General features: G+C 36.6%; 20 protein-coding genes. 17 read left to right on the top strand and 3 right to left on the bottom strand.

Annotated features, from left to right (window positions below; genetic code table 11):
* The first annotated feature begins 336 nt into the window (after window positions 1-336).
* The 9 genes from H3U49_RS07385 to H3U49_RS07345 all read left to right on the top strand — a co-directional run bounded on the left by H3U49_RS07385 (window position 337) and on the right by H3U49_RS07345 (window position 8,413).
* Window positions 337-1,368 (top strand): sugar-binding transcriptional regulator, encoded by a 1,032-nt coding sequence (locus H3U49_RS07385; protein ID WP_198180809.1) that lies wholly within the window; start codon window positions 337-339, stop codon window positions 1,366-1,368.
* Window positions 1,369-1,431: 63 nt separating this feature from the next.
* Complete coding sequence (gene gap / locus H3U49_RS07380; RefSeq protein ID WP_046331890.1) at window positions 1,432-2,448, top strand: type I glyceraldehyde-3-phosphate dehydrogenase; 1,017 nt, start codon at window positions 1,432-1,434, stop codon at window positions 2,446-2,448.
* Window positions 2,449-2,554: 106 nt separating this feature from the next.
* Complete coding sequence (pgk, locus tag H3U49_RS07375) at window positions 2,555-3,766, top strand: phosphoglycerate kinase (RefSeq protein ID WP_198180808.1); 1,212 nt, start codon at window positions 2,555-2,557, stop codon at window positions 3,764-3,766.
* Window positions 3,767-3,790: 24 nt separating this feature from the next.
* A complete protein-coding gene (gene tpiA, locus H3U49_RS07370) occupies window positions 3,791-4,546 on the top strand; it encodes a triose-phosphate isomerase (RefSeq protein WP_198180807.1) in 756 nt (251 codons plus the stop codon).
* Window positions 4,547-4,701: 155 nt separating this feature from the next.
* On the top strand, window positions 4,702-5,280 hold the full coding sequence (locus H3U49_RS07365) for a hypothetical protein (RefSeq protein WP_198180806.1): 579 nt from the start codon (window positions 4,702-4,704) through the stop codon (window positions 5,278-5,280).
* Window positions 5,281-5,370: 90 nt separating this feature from the next.
* Window positions 5,371-5,523 carry a hypothetical protein gene (locus H3U49_RS07360; protein WP_198180805.1) on the top strand — a complete coding sequence of 51 codons (153 nt, stop codon included), beginning with the start codon at window positions 5,371-5,373 and terminating at the stop codon, window positions 5,521-5,523.
* A 114-nt stretch (window positions 5,524-5,637) separates the two neighbouring features.
* Complete coding sequence (locus H3U49_RS07355) at window positions 5,638-5,952, top strand: hypothetical protein (RefSeq protein WP_198180804.1); 315 nt, start codon at window positions 5,638-5,640, stop codon at window positions 5,950-5,952.
* 157 nt (window positions 5,953-6,109) lie between these two features.
* A complete protein-coding gene (locus H3U49_RS07350; RefSeq protein ID WP_198180803.1) occupies window positions 6,110-6,682 on the top strand; it encodes a GDSL-type esterase/lipase family protein in 573 nt (190 codons plus the stop codon).
* Between the two features lie 162 nt (window positions 6,683-6,844).
* Complete coding sequence (locus tag H3U49_RS07345; protein WP_198180802.1) at window positions 6,845-8,413, top strand: ABC transporter ATP-binding protein; 1,569 nt, start codon at window positions 6,845-6,847, stop codon at window positions 8,411-8,413.
* A gap of 53 nt (window positions 8,414-8,466) precedes the next feature.
* Here the strand turns inward: H3U49_RS07345 and H3U49_RS07340 are convergent, their stop codons facing one another.
* Both H3U49_RS07340 and H3U49_RS07335 read right to left on the bottom strand, forming a co-directional pair.
* The gene (locus H3U49_RS07340; RefSeq protein WP_198180801.1) at window positions 8,467-8,988 is read right to left on the bottom strand and encodes a hypothetical protein; all 522 of its coding nucleotides are present in this window, start codon (window positions 8,986-8,988) and stop codon (window positions 8,467-8,469) included.
* A gap of 10 nt (window positions 8,989-8,998) precedes the next feature.
* Window positions 8,999-9,874 carry a Cof-type HAD-IIB family hydrolase gene (locus tag H3U49_RS07335; protein ID WP_198180800.1) on the bottom strand — a complete coding sequence of 292 codons (876 nt, stop codon included), beginning with the start codon at window positions 9,872-9,874 and terminating at the stop codon, window positions 8,999-9,001.
* A gap of 194 nt (window positions 9,875-10,068) precedes the next feature.
* On the opposite strand from H3U49_RS07335, the gene H3U49_RS07330 reads away from it, so the two are divergent.
* The 3 genes from H3U49_RS07330 to tsaE are packed head-to-tail and all read left to right on the top strand — an operon-like array spanning window position 10,069 to window position 12,237.
* A complete protein-coding gene (locus H3U49_RS07330; RefSeq protein ID WP_198180799.1) occupies window positions 10,069-10,764 on the top strand; it encodes a uracil-DNA glycosylase in 696 nt (231 codons plus the stop codon).
* An 11-nt stretch (window positions 10,765-10,775) separates the two neighbouring features.
* A complete protein-coding gene (gene pta / locus H3U49_RS07325; RefSeq protein WP_198180798.1) occupies window positions 10,776-11,774 on the top strand; it encodes a phosphate acetyltransferase in 999 nt (332 codons plus the stop codon).
* Window positions 11,764-12,237, top strand: a complete 474-nt coding sequence (gene tsaE / locus H3U49_RS07320; RefSeq protein WP_198180797.1) for a tRNA (adenosine(37)-N6)-threonylcarbamoyltransferase complex ATPase subunit type 1 TsaE — start codon at window positions 11,764-11,766, stop codon at window positions 12,235-12,237. Before pta ends, tsaE begins: the two co-directional genes overlap by 11 nt.
* A gap of 31 nt (window positions 12,238-12,268) precedes the next feature.
* Here the strand turns inward: tsaE and H3U49_RS07315 are convergent, their stop codons facing one another.
* Complete coding sequence (locus H3U49_RS07315) at window positions 12,269-12,802, bottom strand: 3'-5' exonuclease (protein WP_187154423.1); 534 nt, start codon at window positions 12,800-12,802, stop codon at window positions 12,269-12,271.
* Between the two features lie 100 nt (window positions 12,803-12,902).
* On the opposite strand from H3U49_RS07315, the gene murB reads away from it, so the two are divergent.
* From murB to H3U49_RS07290, 5 genes are all read left to right on the top strand, one after another.
* Entirely contained in the window at window positions 12,903-13,802 is a 900-nt protein-coding gene (gene murB / locus H3U49_RS07310; RefSeq protein WP_198180796.1) for a UDP-N-acetylmuramate dehydrogenase, read from the top strand.
* Between the two features lie 35 nt (window positions 13,803-13,837).
* Window positions 13,838-14,683 (top strand): diadenylate cyclase CdaA, encoded by an 846-nt coding sequence (gene cdaA, locus H3U49_RS07305; protein WP_198180795.1) that lies wholly within the window; start codon window positions 13,838-13,840, stop codon window positions 14,681-14,683.
* The gene (locus H3U49_RS07300) at window positions 14,680-15,657 is read left to right on the top strand and encodes a YbbR-like domain-containing protein (RefSeq protein ID WP_198180794.1); all 978 of its coding nucleotides are present in this window, start codon (window positions 14,680-14,682) and stop codon (window positions 15,655-15,657) included. Before cdaA ends, H3U49_RS07300 begins: the two co-directional genes overlap by 4 nt.
* A gap of 20 nt (window positions 15,658-15,677) precedes the next feature.
* Window positions 15,678-17,030 (top strand): phosphoglucosamine mutase, encoded by a 1,353-nt coding sequence (gene glmM, locus H3U49_RS07295; RefSeq protein ID WP_198180793.1) that lies wholly within the window; start codon window positions 15,678-15,680, stop codon window positions 17,028-17,030.
* 282 nt (window positions 17,031-17,312) lie between these two features.
* Complete coding sequence (locus H3U49_RS07290) at window positions 17,313-17,462, top strand: hypothetical protein (RefSeq protein WP_198180792.1); 150 nt, start codon at window positions 17,313-17,315, stop codon at window positions 17,460-17,462.
* Window positions 17,463-17,789 lie beyond the last annotated feature (327 nt).

The raw sequence follows: 17,789 nt of genomic DNA, 5'->3' as shown, positions 1-17,789 counted from the left end.
CCGGAATCTTACGTGCGATCCATTACACTAAGGACCCAAATTGACACAACAACAAGTATAACAGAAAAAAACTAAAAATTGAATTGTTTTTTCTTTAGCGAAAAGAAAAGACAGTATAATATTTTAAGAATAAGAGTTGGTCAAAAATATTAAGACTTTCTAATTGATTCATTTAAACTTGAATTATTTTTTGTGTGTTGCTATACTATAGTTGTCGATTGAGGAATGAGTAACTTGATTAAGGTCAGGTCACGTTTCTCATATATTTTTAGACAATCTGGGACATCTAATGACAATAAATGGGTCAATATCGTCCCGGAAGAAGGAGAGATATTAATGTACTCGGAATTTCCCGTGCTTGAAGCTCTCGTTCCTGACATCTTAAAAGTTTTTCGACAAAGATATCTAGTCCTTGAGCAAATATCATTTAATGCACCAATTGGTCGTAGAAGTGTAGCTCAGTCATTAGGACTTTCTGAAAGAAATGTCCGAACAGAAACTGAATATTTGCGTGATCATGGTTTGATCGAGATCAAAAGTTTTGGCATGTTTATGACAGAAAAGGGCAAAAAGATATTGCAGGAGGCCGCTCCTCTGATAGATCGCCTGTTTAACGCTCGCAAATCTGAAATTGATTTGGCACGTAGACTCGGTATTGAACGGACAATCATTGTACCGGGAGATAGCGATTTACAGGAATTGGTTTATGAGAGAATGGGTGAAGAGCTTAATGCAGCTCTAGACCTGATTTTACCTTTAGGACATTCAATTATTACTGTTCTTGGTGGTGAAGCTCTTGCAAAATCTACTAGGAATTTGTCTAAAAGTTTAAGTAAAAATCGACAACTGGTATTTGTGCCAGGACGTGGGGCCTTGGGCGAAAATGTTGCTATTCAAAGTAATACTATCGTTCAAGAAATGGCTGCTGAAACAGGTGGTAAGTATAAAACGTTATATTTACCAGAACAGATTTCATCAGCAGCCTACAAATCTTTAATTCGTGAATCTACCTTTACCGACGTGCTTGAAGATATTTCACAGACGGATGTAGTAATTCACGGAATTGGACTGGCACATGATATGGCTAGGCGCAGAGGATACGATTCAATTCGTTTATCCGAATTGCGTGAGAAAAAAGTAGTCACCGAATGTTTTGGGTGTTTCTTCGATGGCGAAGGGAAGATTGTTGACCGCGTGCATCAGGTTGGCTTGCAGTTTGAGAATCTAAATAAAATACCTCACATATTTGCGTTTGCTTGTGGCGGTCGCAAGGCTAAAGCAATCAAGGCATATATGCCTAATGCTCCTCATCAAACCTGGTTAATTACTGATGAGGGAGCCTCAGAGAAGATTTTAAAGGAGAAGTAATTCTCATTTAAAATAAATTGATGTTTACAGTTCTTACATAGTTCTTAAGGAGGACTTTAGAATATGACAGTTAAAATTGGTATTAACGGCTTTGGCCGTATTGGTCGTTTGGCATTCCGTCGTATTATGGACTTGGGCGAAAAGTCAAAGGATATTGAAGTTGTTGCTATTAACGACTTGACTACCCCAGCACTTTTAGCACACCTGTTAAAATATGACTCAACTCATGGTACTTTTGACCACGAAGTTTCAGCTACTGAAGATTCAATCGTTGTAGATGGTAAGAAATACCGTGTATACGCAGAACCTCAAGCTCAAAACATTCCATGGGTTAAGAATGACGGTGTTGACTTTGTCCTTGAATGTACTGGTTTCTACACCAGCAAGGCTAAATCACAAGCTCACCTTGACGCAGGTGCCAAGAGAGTCTTGATTTCAGCTCCTGCCGGCAATGACTTAAAGACTATTGTTTACTCAGTAAACGATGACACTTTAGATGCTAACGACAAGATCGTTTCAGCTGGTTCATGTACTACTAACTCATTAGCACCAATGGTTGACGCTTTGCAAAAAGAATTTGGCATCAAGGTAGCTACTATGACTACTATTCACGCTTACACTTCAACCCAAATGCTTTTGGACGGACCTGTTCGTGGTGGTAACAAGCGTTCAGCACGTGCTGCTGCAGTTAACATTATTCCTCACTCAACTGGTGCTGCTAAGGCTATTGGTCTTGTTGTTCCAGAATTGAACGGTAAAGTTAACGGTCACGCACAACGTGTTCCAGTTACTGATGGTTCATTAACTGAATTAGTTTCAATCCTTGACAAGAAAGTTACTGCTGACGAAGTTAACTCAGCATTGAAGAAGTACGAAAGCCCATCATTTGCTTACAACGATGATGAAATCGTTTCAAGTGATGTAGTTGGTATGACTGCTGGTTCAATCTTTGACCCAACTCAAACCATGGTAACTACTGCCGGTGACAATCAATTAGTTAAGACTGTTGCTTGGTACGACAATGAATACTCATTCACTTGCCAAATGGTTCGTACTTTGTTGAAATTTGCTACTCTTTAATCTGTAATATTTGATTACTGTTAAGTGGTGAAAGAGAAGGCGGAGGGAAATTCTTCCTTCCGCCTTTTTTTCAAAATTAAATAAATAAAGTTATCGGAGGATATAGATGGCTAAATTAATTGTTTCTGACCTTGATGTAAAAGACAAAAAGGTTTTAGTCCGTGTTGATTTTAACGTGCCAATTAAAGATGGTGTTATTGGCGACGACAACAGAATTGTTGCTGCTCTTCCTACTATTAAATACATCATTGAAAATGGTGGTAAGGCAATTTTGCTCAGTCACTTGGGACGTGTAAAGTCAGATGACGATAAGAAAGAATTGTCATTAAAACCAGTTGCTGAACGTTTAAGCGAACTCTTAAAGAAACCAGTTACCTTTGTTCCAGCCAACGAAGGTAAAGAAGTTGAAGATGCCGTTGCTAAGATGCAAGACGGAGATGTTGCTGTTTTAGAAAACACTCGTTTCCAAGATATTGACAATAACTTTGGCAAGCGTGAAAGCAAAAATGATCCTAAACTGGGTGAATACTGGGCTTCATTAGGTGACATGTATGTTAACGATGCTTTTGGTACAGCTCACAGAAGCCATGCTTCCAATGTTGGTATTGCTGAAGCCATGAAGAAGGATGGCAAGCCTGTTGCTGCTGGTTTCTTAATGGAAAAAGAAATCAAGTTCTTAGGCGATGCTGTTGCTAACCCTGTCCATCCATTTGTTACTATCTTGGGTGGTGCTAAAGTTTCAGATAAGATCGATGTTATCACTAACCTTATTCCAAAATCTGACCACATTTTAATTGGTGGTGGTATGGCTTACACATTCTTAGCAGCCCAAGGTCATGAAATTGGTAAATCATTGTTTGAACCAGATAAAGTCGACCTTGCTAAGAAATTGTTGAAAGACGCTGATGGCAAAATTGTATTACCTGTTGACAATGTTGCAGCAACTGAATTTTCAAATGATGCTGCTCGTAAAGTTGTCGGTGATGACATTCCGGAAAACATGATGGGTCTTGATATCGGTCCTAAGACTGTTGCCAAGTTCAAAGATGTTTTAAAAGATGCCAAGACAGTCGTTTGGAACGGACCAATGGGAGCCTTTGAAATGTCAAACTTTGCTGAAGGTACTCTAGAAGTTGGTAAGGCTCTTGCTGATTTAACCGACGCTACTACTATTATTGGTGGTGGTGACTCAACAGCAGCCGCTAAGCAACTTGGTATCGCTCCTAAGATTACCCACATTTCTACTGGTGGTGGAGCATCCTTACAATACCTTGAAGGTAAGGAATTACCAGGAATTGCCTGCATTTCAGACAAGTAAACTTTAAGAAAGGACATTATTTACATGCGTACACCAATTATTGCTGGTAACTGGAAATTACATATGAATCCTAAGCAAACAAAGGAATTTGTTGCTGCTGTAAAGGACAAGTTGCCAGAAGCAAGTAAAGTTGAAGCTCTGATTTGTGCTCCAGCTGTTGATCTTGAAAGTTTAGCTCAAGCCGCAAACGGCTCTGAATTACGTGTCGGTGCAGAAAATGCTTATTTTGAGGATGAGGGTGCCTTTACTGGTGAAACCTCACCCAAAGTTTTAAAAGAAATGGGCATGAATTACTGCATTATTGGTCACTCTGAACGTCGCGGTTACTTCCACGAAACAGACGATGACATTAATAAGAAAGCTAAAGCTTTATTTACTAATGGCATTACCCCAATTATTTGCTGTGGTGAATCACTTGAAACACGTGAAGCTAATAAGCAAGAAGAATGGGTAGTTAGCCAAATCAAGGCTGCCCTTGCCGGCTTATCAGCCGATCAAGTTGCTAGTTTAGTTATTGCTTATGAACCAATCTGGGCTATTGGGACTGGTAAGACTGCCAGTTCAGATCAAGCTGAAGAAATGTGCAAGACTATTCGTAATACTGTCAAGGATTTGTACAACGAAGAAACTGCTGAGAACGTTAGAATTCAATATGGTGGTTCTGTAAATCCAGGCAACGTTAAAGAATTAATGGCTAAACCTGATATTGATGGTGGCTTAGTCGGTGGGGCTTCACTAAAACCTGATTCATTCTTAGAATTAGTAAACTATCAAGGTTAGTTTTAAATGTAATTTAGCAAAAAGTTTCTGCGATTTGCAGAAACTTTTTTGTTTAACCGAAAAATATAATTATTTTGTGCTTGATTTGTAATAAAATATAAAATACTATAAATTCATAAGTAATGAATATATAAATAATAAAATGAGGCAGTGAAATGAAAAAGAAAGTTAATTTTAAACTAGCAGAAATATTGGTAGCACTCTTGGGTGTGCTAATTTTAGGATTCTGTATTCAAGATAGTAACAATTTTACTGGTTTTAGTAATACTGTAGAAGCAAAACATGTTAAGGGAGACTTAGGAAAATTTACTGTACCTAAAAAAATGCGCGGCACATGGTATGGCAAGTATTTTGACATCAATGGTATTAAAGCAAAGAAAGTTGATAAGATTAAAATTACTGCCCACACAATTGCTGGGCATTCATTGCATAAACAAGAAGCTAATTTTAAAGGTACCAAAATACCCAAGGTGGCTCGAAACTGGTTAAGAGTAGTTTATCCAGTAAAGTTTAAAAAAGATAAGGGGATAAAATATATATCCTTGTATCCGTGGGTAAGTCCGGTTTTATCTGGTGAGAGTCTTGGCTTATATCATTACAAAGGACATAAGGTTTTAATTGATAGAACTACCTCTTCATTTAGAATTACTAATGTTTATTGGAAAACGCGCAAGCTGGCTAAAAAATATGGAGGTCATAAGCCTAAAGAGCTTAAAAGATACGGAGAATGGTAATTTCATGCATTTTTCCTAAGTAATCGAAGTCACTTTCATAGTGGCTTTTTTATTTATTCTCAAAGATATCGCTTGCATTAAAGACAATGCGTGTCCATAATACAAGAAAACGGTTCTAGTAAGAAAGGCAATACTCTGAAACTTCGTAAAACTGCCATTTGGACAACAATGATAATTGCTTTAGTTGCGACAGGTGGAATTACTGTTAGCCAGACAAATCATGCTCAGACTACTAAGGTGTAAAAATTCGTTAAGAAAATCAGTAATCAAACTAAGTATGGCTTTAAAAGGGATTTCAAGTTTCCACAATCATGGCGGGGCAAGTGGTTTAGCAACAATAATCTTACACCGAGTCCCATGTTTATTCACAAGTCTGCTTTTAATACTCCTTGGGCAAATGATTATGTTAAAGTTGTGAAAACAGGTTTCGTTAAAGGGACAAAAAAGTATCCCTGGCAAATGCCTAATGGATGGAAACAAAGTAATAAAAATGAACTTGCTAAATACATGCGTGTTACAACTAAAAAAATAAATAGTAATAAATGGATTATTCTAAGCCCAGTTCAAGAGAACTCTTTTAAAAACGGTTTTGCTTTCACAATCAAAAATGAAAAATTAGCTGGTAAAATCATAAAATTTTATTTCAAGGTAATCCATAAAATGGGTTGGTAATAAATCAATACTTTAAATCTAAAACTTTAACCAATAAGTATAGTGCTCATGAATTTAAAAACATGAAGTATAGTAAAATTAATCCACGTTAAGATATTAAGCTGTAGTCCCAACTCTTTGTGATTACAGTTTTTTTATGAAAAGTTAGGAGGTAGTCGTGAAACTACTGTTAACAGGGGATAGCATTATTGCACGCAAAGAAGGCTTAAAAGAACCGCGTATTAATGCAGAAATAAAAGAAAAAATGCCAGGCACAAATTTAGTTAATACGGCAGTCTCTGGTATTAACTCAGGAGCATTTTACGCATTATTGCCAGATTTAGTGTTAAAAGTTGAGCGTTGTGACAAATTAATTTTACTCTTGGGAACTAATGATTTGGCCCTGCACAAAAAAGTTCCTCTTACACAATTTAGTAAAAATATGTCTCTCATAATTTCCAGCGTAATTTGTTTATATTATCCGCAGAATGTAATTTTAATTTCGCCACCTGCAGTTGATGAGACCAGACAAAAAAAGAGAAACAATCATGAAATAGCTATTTATACTGCAGAATTAATAAAGCTAGCCGAAACTTATAATTTGCATTTTATTAACCTATTTCAAGCTATGATTAAACATGGTGACTTAAAAACTCTTTGTCAGGGACAATTAAATGATGGCTTGCATTTTGGAACAGAAGGATACAAGTTGTTGTCAGATTTACTGGTAAAAGAATTTTTGAATGACTAAAAGTTTTCATCATTTTTTACGTCAGAACAGTAAATAATAGAATTTACCATTGTATCTTGTTTGCTTGCATCTGTTTTGTTAATATTATTAATAAATTATAAATTAATGAAAATAGCTGCAAAAAGCTATCTATTAATTAAATAGCAGTCAAGGAGGGCCAAAATGTACCACTATCTGAGAAAGCATACATTCGCAGTTATAGCAGCTTGTTTATTATTGCTAGTTAATTCAGTATTGCAAGTTTTGGCAGCTACTAAAATGGCTGTACTCGCAAATTATCTTATTGCGGGTAAAATTGCCTCCTTTACTAAAATGTTAGTCATTATATTTATGCTCTGGTTTTTAACATTTATCATTTCCTTTTTTGAAAATTATATTCAGGAAACCGTAACACAGGACATATTGATCGATATTCGTGCTGATATAACTAACAGTTTAATCGAGCTTCCTCAAAATAAATTTAAAGAAAATCCAGTTGATTATTATGAGTCTTACTTGCAAAATGATGTCAATTTAATTCAAAAAGAAGGTTTAAACACCTTTTTTCAAATTGTACGTTTTAGTGGTAATGCAGTTTTTTCCCTAGCAGCACTATATCTTTACAGCTATATTCTTTTTCTTGCTGCAATTATTTTAGTTTTGATAATTGTTTTAGTTCCAAGGTTTTGTAAAAAGTTTCTTACTACCGGAGTCACCAAGATTTCTCAGGCAAATGAAAAATTTCTAAAATTCACGAGCAGTGGTTTGCACGGTTATGACACTTTATATGCTTTTAATGTTCTCACTGAAATAAAAAAACTCGTTGCCACGGGCTCAAATTCATTAAAAGAGGCAAATGTGCATAACACAGTTAGACGCTCAGCTGTTGACGTTATTACAGGTGTGATTAATATCGGTAGCCAGCTGCTTATCTTAGGAGTAACTGGATTTCTGCATTTTCAAAGAAGAATTAGCGCTGGCGCCATACTGGCTACAGCTGAATTAGCTACTAAAGTGTTCGACTCAGCAGGCATTATTAACCGTTACTTTGCGCAACTTTTTTCTACATCCAGCATTTTTGTCAAATTTAATAATTTAAAAGAAGAAAGTGAAAGTAGATCTGCAAAATTTGATAAGACAACTTTTTCAATGGAATTTAGAACATTAGAATTTCGCAACGTTTCTTTTGCATATCCTCGAGCAAAAGAAGAAATACTGCATAATTTTTCTTTTGTCTTTAAAAAAGGAGTTTTTTACAAACTAAATGGACTTTCAGGCAGGGGAAAGTCAACCTTATTGAAGTTAATTACTGGTCAGCTCACACCAAATCGAGGACAGATATTCCTTAATGGAGTTGATATCAGGAGCATTCCCCGAAACGTAATAAACTCAGTAATTATCTATATGCCACAGACGGTTACTATATTTCCACGCTCAATTGATTACAATATTTTATTAGGACGTCATTATGATCAAGACAGTCTTGATTTAGTGAAAAAAGATTTCAAGATTAATAATAATTGGCAATTTGACTCTCTTTCGGGAGGTCAAGAGCAACGTGTCGCATTAGCTAGATTAATTGATACCAAAGGAAAGCTAATTTTACTTGATGAAAGCCTTTCGAGTATTGACTTAAAAACAGCACAAGAATTATTGCAAAAATTACTTGGAAGAGTAGAAACGGCAGTAGTAGTTTCCCATCGCGCCGAAGAAATTGCCGATTTAACTTTTACAAATTTGTCATTAAATTAGTTTTAAGCGAAAAAAGTTACCAGCAAAGTCTGTCTGATTTACTGGTAACTATATTAATTAAAGTTAACATTATATTTACGACCAATAGGTGGAAAAGTTGGCAGTCTCAATGGTGTAGTATGCCACTGGGTAAAAAGAGTAGCACATAATAAAATAAAAGGAACGTCTTCAGGCCGTTCAATGTCGCAAATGAGGACCACCCCTTCAGTTTGAACAACAGTACGCACTGTTGCGACTTTTTTGATACCAAAGAGGAACTTATAGCTTCCTTTTTTGATACTGCCAGAAACTATGTAATTTAACCTAGTAATATAAAAAAGGTTTGCTAATTTATTGTTTAAGCGTTTAACCTTTACTAAGGAATGGTTGATAACGTCAATTGTGTAGGAGGAAATAAATCCATTGCCATCGGTATAAAGACGTCCGATTTCTTCACCATTAATTTTTTTCAAGTACAGAGTATGGTTAGGATTATCTAAATTGCCTTGAATTATATACTGAATTTTATTCTGCCTGTTGGCTACAGGAATTTGACCATATTCCTGTTTTTGAGTTAATTCGAGTAAGTAGCGCATCTAAGCACCTCTATTCTTTTGCATTATCCTTGATAAACTTTCTTAAAACATGTGCGACTCCATCTTCATTATTTGACTTGGTTTTGACTTGTGCTAATTCTTTTATTGCAGGAACAGCATTTGCCATAGCCACCCCTGTTCCTGCATCTCTAATCATGCTGGCATCATTTAAATTATCGCCGATAGCAGCTACTTCTTCACGTTTAATACCTTTTTGACGTGCATAATCAAGAAGCGCAGGTCCTTTTTGTGCTTTAGCATCATTAATCTCAATATTCGCAGCAGAGCTTGAAGTCACAACAACGTCACCTAAAGCATTGATCTCTTTTTTAGCTTGAGTAAAAGCAGCTTGTCCGCGTCCATCAAATGCAATAATTTTCATGATTTCAATCTTAGGATTTGTCAATAAGTGATCATAATCGTCTACTAAAGTCATGCTCAACATAGCATCACTACCTGCAGCAGTAGCTACTGCTTTTTTAAAATTAGCCTTGGGATCAAGTAACATTAAGGAACGAGCCAAATTAACTATTCGTTTACTAGTATCCGTTGAGAAAATCTTTTCAGGAGTGACTAATTCAAAATAAATATTATTTTTCCTAAGGATTTTTGAAATGAGGCTGGCTTTTTCATTTGGCAGTTTATGCTTTACCTTTAAATTGGCATCTGCATCATAGACTAATGCACCATTAATGTTGATAAAGCCAGTTTTAAGACCATAATCATGCATGGTTTTACGAGATTGTCGTGGTGCACGGCCGGTTGCCACTAAAAATTCAATACCATTTTTTTGTGCTGCATGAATTGCAGCGACATTTTTGTCCGAAATAGCCATATCACTGTTAAAAAGAGTTCCGTCTAAATCACAAGCTACTAATTTAATCAATGGTAAAATTACTCCTCCTCCAATTTTGCTGTTTAAATGATTATTTACATATTAACATATATGAAGAAAACCCTACCTTTAATCTTCATCAACTACACATGAAAATTAAGAGAAATTAAAAGTATTAATTGTTCCACTTTCATTATTAATTTCATGATAACATAAAAGTTAATGAAAGAGAGGCTGTTTAGGTAATGAAAAAATTTATCGGGAACGACTGGGACGAAATATTAGCTCCAGTGTTTAAAAGTGAAAAGTATCAGCGATTACATGAATTTTTAAAAAAAGAATACGCGACAAAGAAGATTTATCCTGATATGTATCATATTTTTACCGCTTTTAAGTTAACTTCATTTGCAAATACTAAAGTAGTCATTTTGGGACAGGATCCGTATCATAATCCTGGTCAGGCAACAGGAATGAGTTTTTCAGTTAATCCCGGTGTAAAGTTGCCACCATCTCTGCAAAACATTTATAAAGAACTTTATGATGATGTGGGTTGTAGACCCGTCAATCATGGTTATTTAAAAAAATGGGCAGATCAGGGAGTTTTGCTATTAAATGCTGTTTTAACGGTCCCATATGGTCACGCAAATGGTCACCAGGGAAAGGGCTGGGAAGAAGTGACTGATGCCGCAATTAAGGCATTAAGTGATCGCGGCAAAGTGGTCTTCATACTATGGGGTCGCTATGCTCAAAATAAAATCGTTTTGATTGACCAAGATAAAAATTTTGTGATTAAATCAGCTCATCCAAGTCCGTATTCCGCAGACAGAGGATTTTTTGGTTCAAGACCTTTTTCACGTTGCAACGAAGCACTAAAAAATTTTAACGAAATTCCCATTGATTGGCAATTACCGGCCAAAGTAACACAAGCAGATTTAGCATAGGTAGGAAGTAAATGAGCGTTTTTGATTTATTAAAAAATAAAGTACAAAAGTCACACAGAAAGTATCAGATTGTTTTTCCTGAAGGAGATGACCTCCGCATTTTAAACGCAGCCAGCCAATTATCTTTGGATAATGTTGTCAAGCCCCTTTTATTAGGCAATTCTGCAAAGATTACTAGGTTGGTACAAGAACAAAATTTAACTTTTAGGGAGTTAGTGATTATTGATCCAGCTCACTATGAGAACAAGGCAGCTATGGTGCAGAGCTTTATCAATGCACGAGGGAAAAAAGTTGCCCCCACTGAAATAGCAGAAATAGTAAAGGATCCAAATTATTTTGGCACTATGCTCGTTGAAATGGGTCTGGCCGACGGCATGGTCTCAGGAGCAACTCATTCGACTGCTGCAACGGTAAGACCGGCTTTGCAACTGATCCACACCGCTAAAGGAATGAAACGAGTTTCTGGCAGCTTTATTATGGAGCGGCACGATGAAAAATATATCTTTGCTGATTGTGCAATTAATCTAGATCCAGATAGCCAAACTTTAGCTGAAATTGCATATCAGTCAGTTAAAACTGCACAAATGATTAATATTGATCCTAAAGTCGCATTTTTAAGCTTTTCAACTAAAGGTTCAGCCCAGGCAGATACGGTTATCAAAGTTGAACGAGCTGCAGAAATTTTTAAACAGCAACATCCAGATATTCTTGCAGATGGTGAGTTACAATTTGATGCTGCTTTTGTGCCCGAAGTAGCTGCTAAAAAGGCTCCGGAATCTGTCATTAAGGGACAAGCAAATATTTTTATTTTTCCTGAGTTGCAGTCCGGTAACATTTCTTATAAAATTGCTCAACGCCTAGGCAACTTTGCGGCTATTGGGCCTATCTTGCAGGGATTGCGCAAACCTGTTAATGATCTTTCGCGCGGGGCAAATACGCAAGATGTTTATAATATTGCCGTTTTAACTGCTGCACAAGCACTAATAAGGGATGAAGAAAATGAAGCTTGATGTCAATTCGACACAGGAAATGCAACATTTAGGTGCAGTTATAGCTCAAACTGCACAAGCCCATGATTTGTTACTGTTAAATGGTGATTTGGGAGCAGGTAAAACAACCTTAACTCAGGGTATTGGTAGGGAACTGGGAATTAAACGACCTGTGAAAAGTCCAACGTTTACCATCGTTAGAGAATACCCTGAGGCTAGACTTCCTTTATTTCATATGGATTTTTATCGTTTGGAAAATGATGATTTATCATCAATTGATTTAAGTGCTTATATGGCAGAACCTGGCCTGGTTGTGATTGAATGGCCGGAAATTGTGCAAGAACAACTACCTGAAGAATATTTACAAATTATTATCAAAAGAGTAGATGATAGCTGGAATTCGACTAAGCGAGTAGTTGAATTCGTGCCAAAAGGCCGTAGGAATGAACAGTGGGCAGAAAAGATTATAGAAAAAGTAAGTTAAAAATAGGGTCTAAAAGGCCCTATTTTTTATGCTATATTTGGTAAACCAAGTTTTTCAGTGCTTCGTCACCATATTGTTTATCCTGTGCTATTAATATACCGGCACATGCTTCACTATCACTTAACGCATTATGGTGGTGCCATAATTCTACGCCAAGAGCATTTGAAACAGTGTCGAGTTTATGGTTAGGTAATTTGGGTTCAAATAACTTGCTGGTGCGTAAAGTATCAATAACAAAATAGTGTGGTTCAGGTATATCATAGCGTGCCAAACTCTGCCTCATGACATTAGTATCAAAGCGGGCATTATGAGCCGTAACTAACATTCCCGGTTGATATAAATCCTTAATTTTAGGCCAAACTTCAGCCATCGTTGGGGCATCTTTGACATCTGCTGCAGTGATATCGTGAATTTGAATGTTGCGCGCATCAAAAGGCATTTGCGGATTAATTACCGTGTAAAAACGATCTATAATTTGATTGTCCCGTACCATCACCAGTGCCAAAGAACAAGCACTCTCTGGATGCCGATTGGCTGTTTCAAAATCCATCGCGATGAAATTCATTTTATCTCCTTTAAATTTTAATTTTAGTATAACATATGATGAAGCAATTAACTGAATGCGGTAAAATAGTAAAAGATTAGTAAAAAAGGGGATTTTTGTTTTGAAATTAGCGGATTTAGCCCAAAATGGTATTGAAATAGAAAAGCAAGTTCCGCTTAGTAAGTACACATTTACTAAAACTGGCGGACCAGCTGCCTTTCTCGCCTTTCCTCGTAATGACAGTGAATTAAGGAAATTAGTAATTACTGCTAATGAAAATAATGTTCCCTTAACGGTAATAGGTAATGCTTCCAATTTAATTATTCGAGATGGTGGAATTGATGGTTTGGTTATAATTTTAACCAAGATGGAAAAAATAAAAGTTAAAGGAAATTGCGTTATTGCCCAAGCAGGAGCCACTATCGTTGATACGGCTTTTACTGCTGCTCATCATGGTCTAAGTGGTATGGAATTTGCAGCTGGAATACCAGGCAGTGTTGGTGGGGCAGTCTTCATGAATGCTGGTGCTTATGGGGGAGAAACTTGCAATGTAGTCCAAAATGTAAAAGTGCTGACACGAGCAGGCGAATATAAAAATTATTCTCAAGCAGAAATGAAATTTTCCTACCGCCACTCTTTGGTGCAAGAAAATGGTGATATTGTAACAGAAGCAGCTTTTACGTTAAAAAATGGAAATAAAAGGAAAATTTTGGCAAATATGAATTATCTCAACGCTTTGCGTAAGTATAAGCAGCCCTTAGAATATCCATCATGTGGGAGTGTTTTTAAGCGCCCAGCTGGTCATTATGTTGGACCTATGATTATTCAGGCAGGACTTCAAGGAAAACAAATTGGTGGTGCTCAAGATTCAACTAAACATGCTGGTTTTATCGTGAATAAAGGTGGAGCCACTGCTACAGATTACTTAAATTTAATTCATTTAATTCAAAAGAAAATCAAGTCAAGTTTTGGACTTGACTTACAAACAGAAGTTAGAATTATTGGTAAGCCCAATGATTAAAGTATTATGTTTACACATAATGGGAAGGAGAATTTATGCAAAATATTGGGACCCATATTTTTACTTGGAGCACCTTTTCAACAATTCTTGATATTCTAATTATCTGGTTTGTTGTTTATCACCTGGTGGTTTTGATCAGAGGAACAAAAGCTGTTCAACTGGCCAAGGGCATTGTGCTGATATTTCTTGTACGCATTATTGCTGGCATCTTGCAATTGCATGCTACTACCTGGTTAATTGATCAAATCGTTTCCTGGTCCGTAGTAGGTATTATAGTGATCTTTCAGCCAGAAATCAGACGTGGACTTGAACATTTGGGTCGTTTGCCTATTTTTGGTGGACGTGAGGACAGTGCTCGGGATGAATCAATCAAATTTATTAATGAGCTTGATAAAGCTATTCAGTACATGTCAAAAAGAAGAATTGGAGCCTTGATTACAATTCAGCAGGAAACCGGTCTTGAAGATTATATTGAAACTGGAATTAAGTTAAATGCAGATGTTACGGGGGAATTACTAATTAACATTTTTATTCCTAATACTCCGTTACATGATGGTGCGGTTATCATCAACAATGATCATCAAATTGCAGTTGCTGCAGCCTATTTGCCACTTTCAGATAACAGTATGATTCCCAAAAGACTGGGAACACGCCATCGCGCCGCTGTAGGTATCTCCGAAGTGACGGATGCAATTACTGTAGTTGTTTCAGAGGAAACTGGAGGAGTTACAATTACCCGTAATGGTCGTTTTATGGTTGATTTAACTCGTGATGAATATCTAAAATATCTCAATGCAGAACTGGTTCCAAAGAAAAATGATAACGATAAGTGGTATCAAAAAATTATCCGCAAGCTCTGGAAGTGGGGTGCTGATCGATGAGAGAATTTTGGAAAAAGTCTTGGTTTATTAAATTAGTGTCTTTGTTGATAGCTGTTTTACTGGTCATTTATATTAACTCTACTCAGGGCGGTTTTTTATCTCAAGGACAAGCAGAAAAAACAAGGCAAACTGCAAATAAAACCCAAACCATTAAGGTTCCCCTCCAAGTTTCGGTTGATACAGATAAGTATTATGTAGTTGGCTATCCTGAGAAAGTGAGCGTCACACTTGAAGGTTCAACTGCACTGGTTACTTCAACTGTTAATACCCAAAACTTCAGAGCCTACATTGATTTGACTAATAAAAGTATTGGCAAACATAACGTTAAAATTCATGTTAACGGTATTAACAGGCAAATATCTTATTCGATTAATCCTCGTAGTGTTGAAGTTGATATTCAAAGACGAAAATCTACTACAATGCCTATACAAATAGAGTATAATAAGAGTGCTGTTGCTCATGGCTATCAACTGGGTCACTCTAGTGTTTATCCGCAGCAGGTTGAGGTAACGGGAGCTCGTTCTGAAGTAGACCAAATTGACCAAATAGTAGCTAAAGTAGTTTTACCAAATGGGATCGACCACACTTATGAGCGGCAGGTCAATTTAATAGCCGAAGATCATAAAGGCAGGCAACTAAACGTAGTCATTGATCCCGCAACGGCTAAAGTATCAATTCCCGTTACAACGGCCAAAAAAGCGGTTAAAATAAAGCTTGAGCCAGAACATGAGAAAATGAATAAAATATATTCTCTAACTGCTAAAACTAAGTATGTTACTTTATATGGTAGTGAAGAAGACTTGGCTAAGGTGAAGCATTTAAAAGTTCCGGTCGACCTGGGAACTATTACAACTTCTACTACCAAAACAATTACTTTTAATTTACCTGATGGGGTTGTGAGATCAAATCCCAGGCAGATTACTGTTGATGTAAAAGTGGAAAATACAAACGATTCAAAAAATAAAAATAATTAAGATAGAAAGGTTGTTTACTAATGTTGAAATATTTTGGCACTGATGGTGTACGTGGGGTGGCTAATCAAGATTTGTCTCCAGAAATGGCTTTTAAACTGGGTCGTGATGGTGGTTATGTTTTAACCAAAAATAAAGCTAAGGAAGAGCAGGCAAAAGTTTTAGTTTCTCGTGATACCAGAATTTCGGGGCAAATGTTGGAATACGCTTTGATATCCGGACTTCTTTCCGTTGGGATTGAAGTTTTAGAAGTTGGTGTAATTACTACCCCTGGTTTGTCATACTTAGTCCGCGCTCAGGGCGCTGATGCCGGTGTTCAAATTTCCGCTTCACATAATCCTGTGGATGATAACGGTATTAAATTTTTTGGTAGTGATGGTTTGAAATTGTCAGACGAAATGGAAGGCGAAATTGAAAAACTAATTGATGCTCCAGAAGATAATTTGCCTAGACCTTCTGCTAAAGGATTGGGTTCAGTCACTGACTTTCATGAAGGCAGTGCCAAATATTTGCAATTTATTGAAAATACTATTCCCGAGGACCTTAGTGGTATCAAAGTGGTTATTGATGGTGCTAACGGTGCTGCCAGCAGTTTGATTTCGCGGTTATTTGCGGATTGCGGCGTTGATTTCACTACTATTGCTACTCATCCTGATGGCTTGAATATTAATGATCATGTTGGTGCTACTCATACCAAAAAACTGCAGGAAGAAGTGGTAAAGCAAGGCGCACAACTTGGCCTTGCATTTGACGGTGATGCTGATCGCTGCATTGCTGTTGATGAAAATGGTCACGAAGTTGATGGAGACCACATCATGTATATTCTGGGCAGCTATATGGAAGATGGCGGCCGACTAAAAAAAGATACCATTGTAACTACTGTAATGAGTAATCTGGGTTTTACTAAGGCATTACAAAGGCGTGGTATTAAAAATGTTCGTACTCAAGTTGGCGACAGGTATGTTTCAGAAGAAATGCGGGCACATGGCTATAATTTAGGTGGAGAGCAGTCAGGTCATGTTATCATGAGTGATTATCATAATACAGGTGACGGAATGTTGACTGGCTTGCATCTAATGTTGGTAATGAAAAGAACTGGAAAAAGTTTGACAGAATTATTGACTGATTTTAAGGAATATCCTCAGTGTCTCGTTAATGTTCCGGTTAAAGATAAAAAATCTTGGAAAGAGCACCAACCAATTTTAGACGTCATTAAAGAAGTTGAAAATGAAATGGGTGATGAAGGACGGGTATTAGTTCGTCCTTCCGGTACACAGTCGCTTTTGCGGGTGATGGCTGAAGGACCTACTCAAGAGGAAACTGACGCTTACGTTAAAAGAATAACCGATGTAGTGGAAGCAGAAATGGGCATATAAATAAATTAAACTCACTGTGTCTTTGAGTCAGAAAGCAGTTAAACAGTAATAAGACCCTCAAATTTATGGCTATTTGAGGGTCTTATTTTATCTTTTTACTCTTTTTCTATGTTGGCTGGCGTGACATCAGTTGCTGTATTTATTGGCTTTAAATGATTGCCAAAAGTATATTTAGCAGTCGAAGCTTTCACAAAATTACAGTTTAACATCGATGAAGGTGAATCTAAAATTTCATAAAATGATATGACCCCCAAATTTAGGACAAATTTGGGGGTTATTTTTATGACTAAATTAACTAAACAAGATAAAATTGAAATCTATCATCTTTGGCATGATTATCAAATCGGTTCTACTGAGTTAAGTCAGCGTTATCGGGTTGGCAGATCTAATATTGGTTACTTGTTAGCTTTAATTGTTTTATATGGTAGATAATACCAGTTCATATCTTTGTCATTAAAGGAATAGCGCTTGGTATCTGGATCAGATAAGGCTTAAATTTTGCCAACATATCTTACTGAAGCACCAGACCATTTGTTTTAAGATAAGAATATTTTTTCTTACCATTTATGTTATAAACACGAGTCTTATGATTCAAGGTTAGCTTGCCTTGCTCAGATTTACATTTGACGTAGTAGTTTGAGCTTGATCAATATTAGTGTAGTAACTGCTATTGCTGTTGTTGTCAATATTCCAGCTAATAAGCTAATAAACAATTTTTTGTTAATTTTCATTGTAATTACTCCTTTATCCTTAAATTCT

It is taken from the genome of Lactobacillus sp. W8174, from assembly GCF_016100975.1.
Taxonomy (GTDB): domain Bacteria; phylum Bacillota; class Bacilli; order Lactobacillales; family Lactobacillaceae; genus Lactobacillus; species Lactobacillus juensis.
The sequence above is the reverse complement of the archived record's forward strand: the minus strand, read 5'-3'. Positions and strand labels throughout refer to the sequence as shown.

Coding starts and splice junctions, on each gene's coding strand:
- H3U49_RS07385 (WP_198180809.1), top strand. CDS start 337: ATGTACTCGGAATTTCCCGTGCTTGAAGCTCTCGTTCCTGACATCTTA.
- gap (WP_046331890.1), top strand. CDS start 1,432: ATGACAGTTAAAATTGGTATTAACGGCTTTGGCCGTATTGGTCGTTTG.
- pgk (WP_198180808.1), top strand. CDS start 2,555: ATGGCTAAATTAATTGTTTCTGACCTTGATGTAAAAGACAAAAAGGTT.
- tpiA (WP_198180807.1), top strand. CDS start 3,791: ATGCGTACACCAATTATTGCTGGTAACTGGAAATTACATATGAATCCT.
- H3U49_RS07365 (WP_198180806.1), top strand. CDS start 4,702: ATGAAAAAGAAAGTTAATTTTAAACTAGCAGAAATATTGGTAGCACTC.
- H3U49_RS07355 (WP_198180804.1), top strand. CDS start 5,638: ATGTTTATTCACAAGTCTGCTTTTAATACTCCTTGGGCAAATGATTAT.
- H3U49_RS07345 (WP_198180802.1), top strand. CDS start 6,845: ATGTACCACTATCTGAGAAAGCATACATTCGCAGTTATAGCAGCTTGT.
- H3U49_RS07340 (WP_198180801.1), bottom strand. CDS start 8,988: ATGCGCTACTTACTCGAATTAACTCAAAAACAGGAATATGGTCAAATT.
- H3U49_RS07330 (WP_198180799.1), top strand. CDS start 10,069: ATGAAAAAATTTATCGGGAACGACTGGGACGAAATATTAGCTCCAGTG.
- pta (WP_198180798.1), top strand. CDS start 10,776: ATGAGCGTTTTTGATTTATTAAAAAATAAAGTACAAAAGTCACACAGA.
- tsaE (WP_198180797.1), top strand. CDS start 11,764: ATGAAGCTTGATGTCAATTCGACACAGGAAATGCAACATTTAGGTGCA.
- H3U49_RS07315 (WP_187154423.1), bottom strand. CDS start 12,802: ATGAATTTCATCGCGATGGATTTTGAAACAGCCAATCGGCATCCAGAG.
- cdaA (WP_198180795.1), top strand. CDS start 13,838: ATGCAAAATATTGGGACCCATATTTTTACTTGGAGCACCTTTTCAACA.
- H3U49_RS07300 (WP_198180794.1), top strand. CDS start 14,680: ATGAGAGAATTTTGGAAAAAGTCTTGGTTTATTAAATTAGTGTCTTTG.
- glmM (WP_198180793.1), top strand. CDS start 15,678: ATGTTGAAATATTTTGGCACTGATGGTGTACGTGGGGTGGCTAATCAA.
- H3U49_RS07290 (WP_198180792.1), top strand. CDS start 17,313: ATGACTAAATTAACTAAACAAGATAAAATTGAAATCTATCATCTTTGG.